This window comes from Chryseobacterium nepalense (assembly GCF_023195755.1).
Lineage (GTDB): Bacteria > Bacteroidota > Bacteroidia > Flavobacteriales > Weeksellaceae > Chryseobacterium > Chryseobacterium nepalense.
Genome location: NZ_CP096203.1, coordinates 1,514,305 through 1,527,313, shown reverse-complemented (window position 1 = coordinate 1,527,313; position 13,009 = coordinate 1,514,305). Strand labels below are relative to the sequence as shown.

Here is a 13,009-nt window from a genome sequence, read left to right as displayed (position 1 = left end):
TTTATTGACTTTTAGGAATAAAGATAATGTTGTTGATGTATTCTTTTTTATTTTTTTCGTCGCTTATATTTTTCAGTAGAATGTCTTCCGATAATTTTTCCAGCCCGAAAGTATTTCTGTTAAGATAATGGGCATCATAACCCCAGGATTCTACTTCAGAGATTTCTTTCCAGATCGGGAGGTCATGGTGTCTTTGCTCCATTTCCACCATCAGTACCGGCAAAAACTTACAGATTACTTCACGGGCTCCGTAAAGTGTTTTCATTTCATTCCCCTCAACATCTATTTTGATAAAATCCAGCCTGTGAATACTTTCAATGGCAGCCCAGTCATCAAGACGTATAACCTTTACCTTTTCGGTATAGCTTCTTTCCTCACCTTTTTCTTTGTAAGAGGTGTTTAGGGTTCCCCTGGAAGCAATTGTTTTACCGTTGATTATGGGTACTTTAAATTCGGCTGTCGTGTTTTCATCCGAAAGAGCCAACGGAAAAATGCGCATTTGCGGAAATAGTCTTTTAAGCCTTCTGTACAATTTTTTATTGGGTTCAAAAGCATAGATCTGTTCATGATCCAGCTTATTTTCCAGCTGGTATAAAAATGTGCCTACATTGGCACCTATATCAAAAATAACGGCTTTTTTAGGGAGAAATTCTTTAATCCATACCAATTCGGGTTCTACGTTTCTTGCAGAGAAATTATCTTTACTGAGATTGTTTAAATTTTTAAAAAATCTTTTCTTGTAAAAACCGGGACTTATATATTGCAGATTTTCAGCAATTCTTTGGTATATAGACATGCTTTTGCTTTTGACACGAGCAAATATACGCAAAAATGTTAAATTAATGTTAAAACAGTCAAATTATAAGTCTCTGGCTATCAACGAATATAATTTAAAACTATAAAAAGGGTGCATTCAGAAAATCATTCAGGGGCTTCATCACTTTAAAGATTTTTGCCAGGTTTTTTGAAGCGCTTTTATCCGAAATTTCCTTATCCGAAAGATTATATACTACGATGAAGCTTTTCAGTTTCAGGTACTCAGCCATAGGATCTTCTTTTTCAAATCCCTGCGGCACTTTTTTCAGTTTGTCATCCTGATCCAGCTCCGGAAAATATTTTTTAAATTCTTTATTGTTTAAAATGTTTAAAAATTCCTTTCCATACAGTGAAATTTCTTTTCTCAAGGTTTTCAGAACTGAAGATTCCGGCATGTAGATTCCTCCGGCAATAAAAGATTTTCCCGGCTCCAGGTGCAGATAATATCCGCCTTTCTGGCTGCCTTTCCCCATTCCAAGAGATGCGCCGATGTTGGTTTTATAAGGTGTTTTATCTTTTGAAAAACGAGTGTCCCTGTAAATTCTGAACAGGGATTTTTTAGCATCAATTTTTCCCAACTCAGAATCAAATTCAGACATCTCTGCAATCAGGTCTTCAAGAAATGCTACAATATTTTCCTGAGATTCGGTATAGAGATTTTTATTCTCTGTAAACCATTCACGGTTGTTATTTTCGGCAAGTTGTCTTAAAAAATCAAAAACTTTTGGTGAAACTGCTGCTGGCATATTTTTTTATTTTCAACCAAAATTAATCAAATTCGGGCAATACCGGAAATACATTTTTCCTGCCTACGACAGAGTCCATATCATAAATGTTATTTAAATTAAAATTAAAAATATGGCAGTTTTTCTGCGGAAATTATAAAAGCATTATCACTTTTAAATATTAAATTATTGTTTCTGTAATAATAGTTAAAATGTAATTCAAATAATAATTGTATCTTTGCAAAAATTTTAAAATATTTAATGAATTTATTTACGGAAACCAATTTAAGTCCTGATATTCTTAAGGCTATTGGCGAACTGGGTTACGAAAGCCCGACAGAAATCCAAAAACAGACTATCCCTTTTATTCTTTCAGATATTCGCGACTTGATCGCACTTGCGCAGACAGGGACAGGCAAAACAGCAGCGTTTTCGCTTCCGATTTTGGATATGATTGACGATACGAGTCGCAAAATCCAATTATTGGTCCTTTGTCCGACACGGGAATTATGTCTTCAGATTACGAAAGACATTAAAAACTACTCCAAATACATGAAAGACATCAAAACGACAGCCGTTTATGGTGGAAGCAGTATTATGGATCAGATCAGATCTCTTAAGGACAAACCGCAGATTATTGTGGGAACTCCGGGAAGAGTAATTGACCTTATTAACAGAAAAGCACTGGATTTTTCTGCGATTCACTGGCTTGTGCTGGATGAAGCAGATGAGATGCTTTCAATGGGTTTCAAAGATGAGTTGGAAACAATTTTGAGTGAAACTCCTGAGACGAAACAAACTTTCCTTTTCTCGGCAACAATGAGCAAGGAAGTGGAAAGAATTTCTAAAAGCTACCTCACAAAACCGCACAGAATTTCTGTAGGTTCTATCAATGAGGTTAAGAAAAACATCAAGCATGAATATTATGTGATCGGTTATCGCCAGAAAAAAGAAGCTTTAAAGCGTCTTATCGATTCCAATCCGAATCAGTATTCTATTATTTTCTGCAGAACGAGAATGGAAACCCAGGAGGTTGCAGATTTCCTTATGCAGAACGGATACGCCGCAGATGCGCTTCACGGTGATCTTTCGCAGGCACAGAGAGATACGGTAATGAAGAAATTCAGGCTTAAAAATATCGATATTCTTGTGGCTACAGACGTTGCCGCAAGAGGATTAGACGTAAATTCCCTGACTCACGTTATCCATTATTCTCTTCCGGATGATCCTGAAGTTTTCGTTCACCGAAGCGGAAGAACGGGTAGAGCAGGAAAAGACGGTATTTCTATTGCCCTGATCAAGCCTGAAGAAAGCAGAAAGCTGAAGCAGATTAAATCGGTGACTAAAATTGAAATGCAAGAAGGTAAAATTCCTACCGGAGAAGATATTATCAAGGCTCAGGTGGGAGGTGTTTTTGAAAGTCTTTTTGAAATTCACGAAGATTTCTTTGAATTTGATGACTCCCTGATTCCCGATTTATCGGCATTCACAAAAGAAGAACTTGCTCACAAACTCCTTCAGTTTCAGCTGAAAGATCTTGCAATGTATTATAAAGACAGACATGATCTTATTGATCAGAAACTGAGCAGCAGAGATGATGACGGAGGCTCCAGAAGGGACAGAAGAGACCGCGACAGAGACAGAGGAAGAGATCGTGACAGAGGCGAAAGAAGCGAGCGTAGCGGAAAACCAAGAAGAAAAAATGAAGATATGGTAAGATTCTTCTTTAATCTGGGTAAAAAAGATCAGCTGAAGAAATTGGATGTATTGGATATTATCAACAAAGCGACTTCCGGAAAAAGCAAGAAAAGAGCTGAAATCGGGGATATCGAAATTCTTGAGAAATTCTCATTCTTCGAAGTTGAAAAATCATTCAAAGACAATGTTTTGAGCAACATCGGATCCATGAAATTCAAAGGAAAGGAAATGAGGGCTGAAGTAGCCAACTAAACTCCTTAAAACATACTGAAAACCGGCTGCATGGCCGGTTTTTTTATTTGATAATCAATCTGTAATGCAATGTTAACAAAACTTAATGTTGTATTGTTTCAGGTAAGGGCGTTTTTTAAGAAATTTGCACACGAATTATAAATACTTAAAAATGGGAATTGGTAATATTTTCCACGCTTTTCAACCAAAAGATAAAATCTTCTTCGTACTGTTCGAAAAAGTAACTGAAAACCTTGTAGCAATGTCTGAGGAATTCAATGCAGGAATTAAAGATTTTGATCTTAATGATGATTCCATGCTGAAAAAAATGAGCGACTTCGAACATAAAAATGATGAACTTACTCATGAGATCTTTGTAGAACTGGGAAAAAACTTCATTACACCTTTCGACAGAGAAGATATTCATACCCTTGCAACAGGGCTGGATGATATTGCAGATTATATTTATGCCTCAACAAAGTACATTTTCCTGTATAAATCTCCTGAGATGAAGGCATATTCCGATTTCTCATTATTGATTCACAAAGCATGTCTTGAAATCCAGAATGCTATGAAGAATCTTAAAGGCTTCAAAAATATGGAACAGGTAAAAGAAGCTTGTATTAAAGTGAACTCTATTGAAAATATAGCAGACGACCTTCTTTCCAATTCAATGGTGGAATTATTCGAAACGAATGATGCCATTAACATCATCAAAGTTTCATCTGTACTTAATTATCTTGAAGTCGTGACCGACAAAGCAGAAGATGTTGCCAATACCATTGAGAACATCATGATTAAATACGCTTAATTAATAATTATAATTAAACAATGGAATTTCCGATTTTACTTATAGTTATTATTGCTTTGGCTCTGATTTTCGATTACATTAATGGTTTTCATGATGCAGCCAACTCAATCGCGACTATTGTTTCTACAAAAGTTTTAACACCTTTCCAGGCTGTACTTTGGGCAGCTCTTTGGAATTTCGCGGCGTTCTTTATCGCTGCTTATATTATTGGCGAATTTAAAATCGGTAACACGATTGCCAAAACTGTTAATGAAAATTTTATCACCCTCGAAGTAATATTTTCCGGGCTTGTAGCCGCCATCGCATGGAATCTCCTTACATGGTGGTTCGGGATCCCATCTTCTTCTTCTCACACACTGATCGGAGGATTTCTGGGGGCAGCCTTAATGCATGCTTTCATGATGGATTATCATAGTGTTGTCGCAGCCCATCCGGAATTGGGGATGTGGGATACGATTAAAGAAGCGGCAAGCCAGGTAACGCAGCAGAGTGTTGTGAAATTTGATAAGGTAATTCCTATTTTCCTGTTCATTTTCATGGCTCCGATTATCGGGATGATTATCTCTATCATTATTACTTTAATTATCGTTCATCTTTATAAAAAATCAAATCCGCATAAAGCAGATCAGTCGTTCAAAAGATTACAGCTGGCTTCTTCAGCACTTTTCAGCTTAGGCCATGGCCTGAATGATGCGCAGAAAGTAATGGGAATCATCGGAGCCGCATTGATTTACTATCATGTGGAGATGCTTCAGGATCCGGTCTATCTCGCTATTCCTGCTGCCGGACGTTTTGATTATTTCGCTGAACATTATATCTGGGTTCCGTTGGTGTCATTCTTGGCAATTGGTTTGGGAACCATGAGTGGAGGCTGGAAGATCATCAAAACAATGGGAACCAAAATTACAAAAGTAACTTCCCTTGAAGGGGTGAGCGCAGAAACTGCAGGTGCGATTACTCTGTTTATTACGGATCACTTCGGAATTCCTGTTTCTACAACACACACCATAACAGGGTCCATCATCGGAGTTGGTCTTACAAAAAGAGTGTCTGCCGTACGCTGGGGGATCACCGTAAGCCTTCTTTGGGCATGGGTTCTTACCATCCCGATCTCTGCAATTGTTGCGGGAATTATGTATCTTGTGGTTACATTCTTGTCATAAAAAACAATTTTATATATTACAAAAAACTTTGCTCATACAGGCAAAGTTTTTTGTGTATAATGGGCTAAACATTTGGAGTTATGGCATCGAAAAGCAATATGTATATTTTAGTGGAAGCTTTTTGACTTCGTCGAATTGTAATTAATATTTTTTAAGGAGCAATTTCCTGCTTTCCGCACTCGCTATTTTCATGTTTCGGCGGCGCGGCGAAGCCGCGCCGCCGAAACATGAAAATGAGCTCAGACAGATGCTTCAATCAGGGCTAGGCGGCAGCCTCTTATTTAAATATCAGGAATTAGGCACACAAGGTTATTATTCCGGAAAATTAAATCTTCACCAGTAAACAGTAAGGATTTTTACTTTAAAAAGCCCCGGAAAAATTGTATTTTTGTTCAAACTATTAGAATTTATGGAATTTTTAGACAAATACCAGCAGATTGTTGCAGATGCTATTGCCAAATATACTTTTAAGGACAAGCCGACGGAGTTGTACGAACCGATGAACTATATCATTTCACACGGCGGGAAAAGACTTCGCCCCATTATGGTTCTTATGGCTTGCGACCTTTTTGGCGGTAATCTGACTGAAGCAATCAAACCTGCTCTTGCCATTGAATTTTTCCATAATTTCACCTTGATTCATGATGATATCATGGACGAAGCCCCGCTAAGAAGAAATAAACCAACGATTCACACATTACACGGAATCAATGTAGGTATTCTTTCAGGAGACGGACTCATGTTAAAGGCCTACAAATTCTTTGAAGACCTGGAACCTGAAACATTCAAAGCATGTATCAGAATATTCACACATACAGGGCTGCTTTTGTGCGAAGGTCAGCAATATGATATTAATTTTGAAACCCAGGAAAATGTAACTTTTGATGACTATATCAGAATGATTACCTATAAAACCGGTGTTTTGAGTGCTTCTTCTTTTGAGATCGGAGCATTGATTGCCAAGGCCAACTTTAAAGATGCCAAAGCAATTTTCAATTTCGGAAAACATATTGGGATTGCCTTCCAGATCATGGATGATTATCTCGATGTATTCGGAGACCAGGCACAATTCGGAAAAAAACATGCCGGAGATATTTACGAAAATAAAAAGACGGTTCTTTATCTGATGGCAAGAGAGCACGCAACAGAAGAAGAAAGAAAAGAACTGGATTACTGGTATTCTAAAAAAACGGACAATATCGATAAAGTCTACGGAGTAGAGAAAATTTTCAGAAGAACAAAAGTAGACGAAAAAGCGTTACGACTGATCGAAAAGCACAACGAAATCGGGCAGAGCTATCTCCAGAAAATTGATATTCCGGATGAAAAGAAAAAGCCATTCGCAGAATTGGCCAATTACTTATTAAGAAGAGAAAGTTAATGTGCTAATTTGAAAATGAGATAATTTTAAAATTCTAAATTGTTTCATTTTCAAATTTCCAAATTTCGAATGCAATGAAGTTCAGGACAGAAGTTGATATCATAGAATCGAAGAATAAGATCACGCTTGAAGATAGAATATTTTCAATCGGTTCTTGCTTTGCTTCTGAAATGTCGGATCTGTTTTCCCAGGGGCAGCTTCAGGCACTGAATAATCCTTTCGGAACTGTTTTTAACCCCTTTTCAATCAGCAATTCGGTAAAAAGGCTTCACGATGCGGAGTTTTATCATGAGGAAGAATTAATCACGTTTAATGACGAATTTATTTCTCTTGATCACCATACCGGTTTTGATACAAGATATATCCATCAGACACTAAATAAAATTAATGCTAAACTAGAAGAAGGAAATTCTTTTCTTCAGGAAACCGATTGGGTAATCATTACCTACGGAACGTCTTTCATCTACGAATTTCTTCCCAAACAGAAACTGGTCGCCAACTGTCACAAAATTCCGCAGAAATTCTTCGAAAAAAAATTGCTGAGCCATCACGAAATTACAGATGCCATTTATAACACGATATTAAATCTCAATGATATTTGTAAGGATGACGTTCAGATCCTTTTTACAGTGTCACCCGTTCGGCATACAAAAGACGGAATGATTGAAAATCAGCTGAGTAAATCAAAACTGGTTACGGCCGTTCATGAGGCTATTCAGCAGTTTGAAAACTGCCATTACCTTCCGGTCTATGAAATCCTGATGGACGATTTGAGGGATTACCGTTTTTACAAAGAAGACATGATACATCCGAATACTCAGGCGGTAAATTATATCTTTGAGAAATTCGGGAATGCTTATTTTGCTGATGAAACCAAAGAATTTATCAAAGAAAATTTTAAGATCAATAAAGCACTGGAACACAGAACCGGCGACGAAAAAGATCCTAAATATATCGAATTTAAAGAAAAATTAAATCAAAAAATTGAAGTACAACGACAAAAAGTAAAACATAAAATCTTTTCAGATGCCTGATTTTACCACAATTGAATATCTGAAATCAGGAAATGAAAGACAGCAAAAAGCCTATCAGCTTCTTTCAAAACATTGCTTCTTTGAGAAATTAAAAGCATATTCCCCAATTTTAGCCGGAACAATTCCTATTGAAATTGATATTGAAGGTAGTGATCTTGATATAATCTGTAAAGTTGATCTTAAATTTGAAGAAAATTTTTTGAATGATGTATTGAGCTGTATTCCTCACGATGCGGAAATTAAGGTGGAATATCCTGTTCTTAATGGTGAGAAATGTATTACTGTAAATTTTGGATTGGAAGAATTTCCTATCGAAATTTTCGGACAGAATAGACCTTCAACAATGCAGAATGCTTACCGGCATATGATTTCGGAATACAAAATACTTCAGGAAAAAGGAGAAGATTTTAAACAAAAAATAATACAGTTAAAACAGCAGGGAATGAAGACGGAACCGGCTTTTGGGATGCTTCTGGGACTTGAAAATCCTTATGAGGACCTGTTAAAATTATAAAGAAAAATGATTGATACCCATACCCATTTATACGCAGAAGAATTTGATGAAGACAGAAAAGAAACAATTCAAAGAGCGGTAGATAAAGGAATAACCGAATTCTATCTTCCTGCCATCGACTCAGAATCGCACGAAAAAATGCTTCAGCTGGAAACAGAATATCCGAACCGGATTTTTTCCATGATGGGCCTCCATCCATGTTATGTGAAACCTGAAACCTGGGAAAAAGAATTGGAAATCGTTAAAAATTATCTGGATAAAAGAAATTTTCCCGCTATCGGAGAAATTGGCATTGATCTGTACTGGGATAAAACAACGCTCGATATTCAAATTAAAGCTTTTGAACAGCAGATTGACTGGGCCATCGAAAAAGATCTGCCGATCGTAATTCATACACGCGAAAGCTTTGATGAAACATTTGAAGTTCTGGAAAGAAAAAAACACCCGAAACTGAGGGGAATTTTCCATTGTTTTTCAGGAAACCTGGAGCAGGCAAAACATGCCATAGATCTGAATTTTATCTTGGGAATTGGTGGAGTAGTGACCTTTAAAAACGGAAAAATAGATCAGTTCCTGAATGAAATTCCTTTAGATAAAATCGTTCTTGAAACAGATTCTCCCTACCTCGCACCCGTTCCGCACCGTGGGAAACGAAATGAAAGTTCGTATCTTGACCTTGTCGCCGGAAAACTGGTGGATATTTATAAATCTGATTTTTCGGAGATTGACAGGATTACGACGGAGAATGCAAAGATATTATTTAAACAAGTTTAATATCAGCAAGCCATAAAAAAGCCTTCCACTTCCGGAAGGCTTTCCTATTATTTTTTCCTTGTAAAATTCTTATTTTTTGGCTTTTTAAATCCCGTAGGAGCAGCTGGAGAATCAGGTTTATTCCTGTTTTTCGACCTTGGAGCACCGCTGCCGGATCTTGCAGGTTTTGGCTTGTCGGAACCGGGGTTAAAAGGTTTGTTGTTAGAATCCCTTTTCTGAACCACTAGATCATCGGTATGAAAAGGATGGTCTTTGATGACAGGGATCTTCTTTCCGATCAGCTTTTCTGTGTTTTTCAGGTTTAATAAATCCAGGCCGTCTACAAAAGATATGGAAGTTCCTTCTGCACCGGCTCTTCCCGTTCTTCCGATTCGGTGAACATACGTTTCAGAAACATCGGAAAGCTCGAAATTAATCACAAATTTAAGCTCATCAATATCAATTCCCCTCGCCGCAATATCAGTCGCCACTAAAACCCTTGTTTTACCGGATTTAAAATTATTTAATGCGTTCTGACGTGCATTCTGCGACTTATTACCATGAATTGCTTCTGTCGTGATCTGATCTTTCTGAAGTTTTCTTGCAATTTTATCGGCCCCGTGTTTTGTTCTCGAAAAAACAAGAACAGAATCGGAAATATCATTCTTCAGAATATGCGTTAAAAGATTCAGCTTATTGTCCTTTTCCACAAAATAAACCGACTGCTTTATGGTATCTGCAGTTGATGAAACAGGCGTTACCTCCACTTTTACAGGATTGTTCAGGATAGAATCTGCCAGTTTCTGTATCTCTGCAGGCATGGTGGCAGAAAAAAATAAGGTTTGCCTTTTTTGTGGTAATAGTTTAATGATTCTTTTTACATCGTGTACAAAGCCCATGTCCAGCATTCTGTCGGCTTCGTCCAATACAAAGATTTCAAGGTTTTTTAAGCTGATGATTCCCTGGGCAATAAAGTCCAGCAATCTTCCCGGAGTAGCAACAAGAATGTCAACTCCTTTTTTCAGAGCAGTTTCCTGGTTTCCCTGTTTTACACCTCCGAAAATAACAAGATGCTTCAGCGGTAAATATTTTCCGTAAGCCTTGATGTTTTCTTCAATCTGGATAGCCAGCTCTCTTGTGGGCGTTAAAATTAAAGCCTTGATATGTTTATTTGGAAATTTATTCTGAGAAAGATTCTGAAGAATAGGAATGGCAAAAGCAGCCGTTTTTCCTGTTCCTGTCTGTGCGCATCCTAAAAAATCCCTTCCTTTCGTAATTTCCGGAATTGATTTTTCCTGGATTGGGGTAGGGTTGGTATATCCTTGTTCCTGAATTGCTTTGGCAATAGGTTCTATTAAATTTAGATCTGTAAAATTCAAATGAATTGTTTTTTTTATAATTACAATAAAAATTCCTTCATTTTGAAGGAATTATATTTTGCAAAGGTAGTTTAAATATTTTTAATGGTATTAATTCACTTTCGTCCACTGTTGGTTCTTTCTCAGATCCTCAAAAAATTTGTACAGTTCAGATAGTTTTTCACTTCCGTGTTTACCATAATCTTCCACATGTTTTGAAGTTCCGTCCGCAAATTTTATTCTCAGATGGGAAGAGGGAAGATCCGTTACATTCTTTTCACCATAATTATCATTCAGGTTTTTTACATCCAATCCGTCAAGCATAGAGATAAGCTTATTGTAATCTTCCTGCTTAATCGTTCCTTTGAATGTTCCTTCGCGCGGTTTCGAGAATTCATCTTTTGAAGGCCTGTCGCTGAAATTAAAATGTTCCGCTTCAAAAACAGCCGTTCGGTCGGCATTGATGGTCATCTTAAAAACCGGGCAAAACCCAAAGCAGGGCGTTGCTTCATATTCAATAGTAGAATATTTTGAATTCATTTTCTGGGAATTGCATGAAAATAAAACGATAAAAGCAAAAAGACCGAATATATATTTCATAATTTTAAAATTTGGATTGAATTATTCAATAATTATTCCGAAAAACAAGTATTGAAAGGCGATAACATAAATTTAACAAAGAAAAATATTCAGAATTAAATTTATTTAAATATAACCCATCGAATAAGATTTAATTGGCACTTATATTCTAAAAAGCTGAACCTCGGGTTAATTCCCAAGGTTCTTTTATTCTGAAAATACCGATGAAGTATTAAAAAATTTCTTATCCATGAAGCTGTTTCCAGATCGCATCTTTCAGCTCTGTAAGGCCTTCTCCCGTAACACCGGAGAAAAATAATGGCTGTTTGTTTTCGGGGAATTCTGCCGAGATTTCCTTTTTCAGCTCATCATCCAGAAGGTCTGACTTTGAAATAGAAACAATAAAATCTTTATCCAGCAGTTCGGGATTATATTCCTTTAATTCATTTTCCAGTATTTTAAACTCCTGAAAATGATCTTCAGAATCGGCAGGAATTAAAAATAATAAGATTGAATTTCTTTCAATATGCCTTAAAAATCGGTGTCCCAAACCTTTACCTTCCGCAGCGCCTTCAATAATTCCCGGAATATCCGCCATTACAAAAGACTTGTAATTTCTGTAATCTACAATTCCCAGATTAGGAGTCAGGGTTGTGAAGGCATAATCTGCAATTTTTGGTTTGGCTGCAGAAACAGAAGCCAAAAGAGTAGATTTTCCGGCATTCGGGAATCCTACAAGCCCTACATCGGCAAGAATTTTAAGCTCAAAAGTTACATAGCCTTCCTGGCCGTCCATTCCCGGTTGAGCAAATCTTGGCGTCTGGTTGGTGGATGATTTGAAATGCTCGTTTCCTTTTCCGCCCATTCCGCCTTCCATCAGGATGATTTCCTGTCCGTCTTCCAGAATTTCCCCGATGATTTCGCCGTCTTCATTCTTCGCAATCGTCCCGATCGGAACTTCGATGTATACATCGGCTCCGTAAGCACCTGTAAGTTGATTTTTTCCTCCGTTTTCACCGCGTTCTGCTTTTACGTGACGGGTGTATCGAAGAGGCAGTAAAGTCCATTCGTTGGCATTTCCTTTCATGATAACGTGGCCTCCGCGACCTCCGTCACCTCCGTCAGGACCACCTTTTGGAATATATTTCTCACGGCGAAGATGCGCAGAACCTGCACCTCCGTGGCCGCTTTTACAATGAATCTTTACGTAATCTACAAAATTTGACATAATTTTAATTCAAGGTTTTATGTTGAAGGTTCAAAGTTTTAACCTTGAATTTGGAACTTTGAACCTTGAATCAAAAATTTTTATTTTTGAACCTTTTCTACTTCAGCAAAAAGTTTCTCAGAAATCTCGTCGATATCTCCGACACCGTTGATCTCCACATATTTGCCCTGCTGCTTGTACAGTTCGGCAACTTCTGCTGTTTTTGCGTAGTATTCTTTTATTCTGTTTTCGATGATTTCTACATTGCTATCGTCTGATCTTCCGCTGATTTCACCTCTCTTTAAAAGTCTTTCAACCAAAATTTTATCTTCAACTACCAATGAAAGACAAACATCGATCTCATCGTTTAATTCTTCTTTTACAATTTTTTCCAGGGCTTCCGTCTGCACGGCAGTTCTCGGATATCCGTCGAAAATGAATCCTGCCGCATCGGTAGGTTTTCTGATCTCGTCAATCAGCATATCTGTTGTTACCTGATCCGGAACCAGTTCTCCTTTGTCAATATAAGATTTTGCCAGTTTCCCAAGCTCGGTATCATTTTTCATATTGAATCTGAAAAGGTCACCTGTTGAGATCTGTTTTAAATTGAATTTCTTAATCAGGTTCTGAGCCTGAGTTCCTTTTCCACTTCCCGGAGGGCCGAACAGAACAATGTTTATCATAATGTGGTTTCGCTGTTGGCAATTGGCGTTGGCTTCTTGCTCTTAGCATTTTTAAA

13 protein-coding genes are annotated in these 13,009 nt (G+C 37.4%); 7 read left to right on the top strand and 6 right to left on the bottom strand.

Going from position 1 to position 13,009, the window contains the following annotated elements; translation table 11 throughout:
• Position 1: 1 nt before the first annotated feature.
• Together M0D58_RS06530 and M0D58_RS06525 are read right to left on the bottom strand one after the other, a co-directional pair.
• Positions 2 to 796, bottom strand: a complete 795-nt coding sequence (locus M0D58_RS06530; RefSeq protein WP_248394431.1) for an FkbM family methyltransferase — start codon at positions 794 to 796, stop codon at positions 2 to 4.
• A gap of 100 nt (positions 797 to 896) precedes the next feature.
• Complete coding sequence (locus M0D58_RS06525) at positions 897 to 1,562, bottom strand: DUF2461 domain-containing protein (RefSeq protein ID WP_248394430.1); 666 nt, start codon at positions 1,560 to 1,562, stop codon at positions 897 to 899.
• Between the two features lie 240 nt (positions 1,563 to 1,802).
• Between M0D58_RS06525 and M0D58_RS06520 the strand changes: the two genes are divergently transcribed.
• From M0D58_RS06520 to M0D58_RS06490, 7 genes are all read left to right on the top strand, one after another.
• Positions 1,803 to 3,491, top strand: a complete 1,689-nt coding sequence (locus tag M0D58_RS06520) for a DEAD/DEAH box helicase (RefSeq protein WP_248394428.1) — start codon at positions 1,803 to 1,805, stop codon at positions 3,489 to 3,491.
• Between the two features lie 151 nt (positions 3,492 to 3,642).
• Positions 3,643 to 4,281 (top strand): DUF47 domain-containing protein, encoded by a 639-nt coding sequence (locus M0D58_RS06515; protein ID WP_072884742.1) that lies wholly within the window; start codon positions 3,643 to 3,645, stop codon positions 4,279 to 4,281.
• A 20-nt stretch (positions 4,282 to 4,301) separates the two neighbouring features.
• Positions 4,302 to 5,444 carry an inorganic phosphate transporter gene (locus M0D58_RS06510; protein WP_248394427.1) on the top strand — a complete coding sequence of 381 codons (1,143 nt, stop codon included), beginning with the start codon at positions 4,302 to 4,304 and terminating at the stop codon, positions 5,442 to 5,444.
• A gap of 409 nt (positions 5,445 to 5,853) precedes the next feature.
• Entirely contained in the window at positions 5,854 to 6,825 is a 972-nt protein-coding gene (locus M0D58_RS06505; protein ID WP_248394426.1) for a polyprenyl synthetase family protein, read from the top strand.
• Between the two features lie 74 nt (positions 6,826 to 6,899).
• The gene (locus tag M0D58_RS06500; protein WP_248394425.1) at positions 6,900 to 7,859 is read left to right on the top strand and encodes a GSCFA domain-containing protein; all 960 of its coding nucleotides are present in this window, start codon (positions 6,900 to 6,902) and stop codon (positions 7,857 to 7,859) included.
• Entirely contained in the window at positions 7,852 to 8,373 is a 522-nt protein-coding gene (locus M0D58_RS06495; protein WP_248394424.1) for a DUF4269 domain-containing protein, read from the top strand. Before M0D58_RS06500 ends, M0D58_RS06495 begins: the two co-directional genes overlap by 8 nt.
• A 6-nt stretch (positions 8,374 to 8,379) precedes the next feature.
• Positions 8,380 to 9,147, top strand: coding sequence for a TatD family hydrolase (locus M0D58_RS06490; RefSeq protein ID WP_248394422.1), 768 nt, complete (start codon positions 8,380 to 8,382; stop codon positions 9,145 to 9,147).
• 47 nt (positions 9,148 to 9,194) lie between these two features.
• On the opposite strand, the gene M0D58_RS06485 is transcribed toward M0D58_RS06490, so the two are convergent.
• From M0D58_RS06485 to M0D58_RS06470, 4 genes are all read right to left on the bottom strand, one after another.
• Complete coding sequence (locus M0D58_RS06485) at positions 9,195 to 10,505, bottom strand: DEAD/DEAH box helicase (protein ID WP_248394421.1); 1,311 nt, start codon at positions 10,503 to 10,505, stop codon at positions 9,195 to 9,197.
• 90 nt (positions 10,506 to 10,595) lie between these two features.
• Positions 10,596 to 11,084 (bottom strand): DUF6438 domain-containing protein, encoded by a 489-nt coding sequence (locus tag M0D58_RS06480; RefSeq protein WP_248394420.1) that lies wholly within the window; start codon positions 11,082 to 11,084, stop codon positions 10,596 to 10,598.
• A gap of 223 nt (positions 11,085 to 11,307) precedes the next feature.
• On the bottom strand, positions 11,308 to 12,291 hold the full coding sequence (gene obgE, locus M0D58_RS06475) for a GTPase ObgE (RefSeq protein WP_248394419.1): 984 nt from the start codon (positions 12,289 to 12,291) through the stop codon (positions 11,308 to 11,310).
• Between the two features lie 80 nt (positions 12,292 to 12,371).
• Positions 12,372 to 12,953 (bottom strand): adenylate kinase, encoded by a 582-nt coding sequence (locus M0D58_RS06470; RefSeq protein WP_123851084.1) that lies wholly within the window; start codon positions 12,951 to 12,953, stop codon positions 12,372 to 12,374.
• Between the last annotated feature and the right edge of the window lie 56 nt (positions 12,954 to 13,009).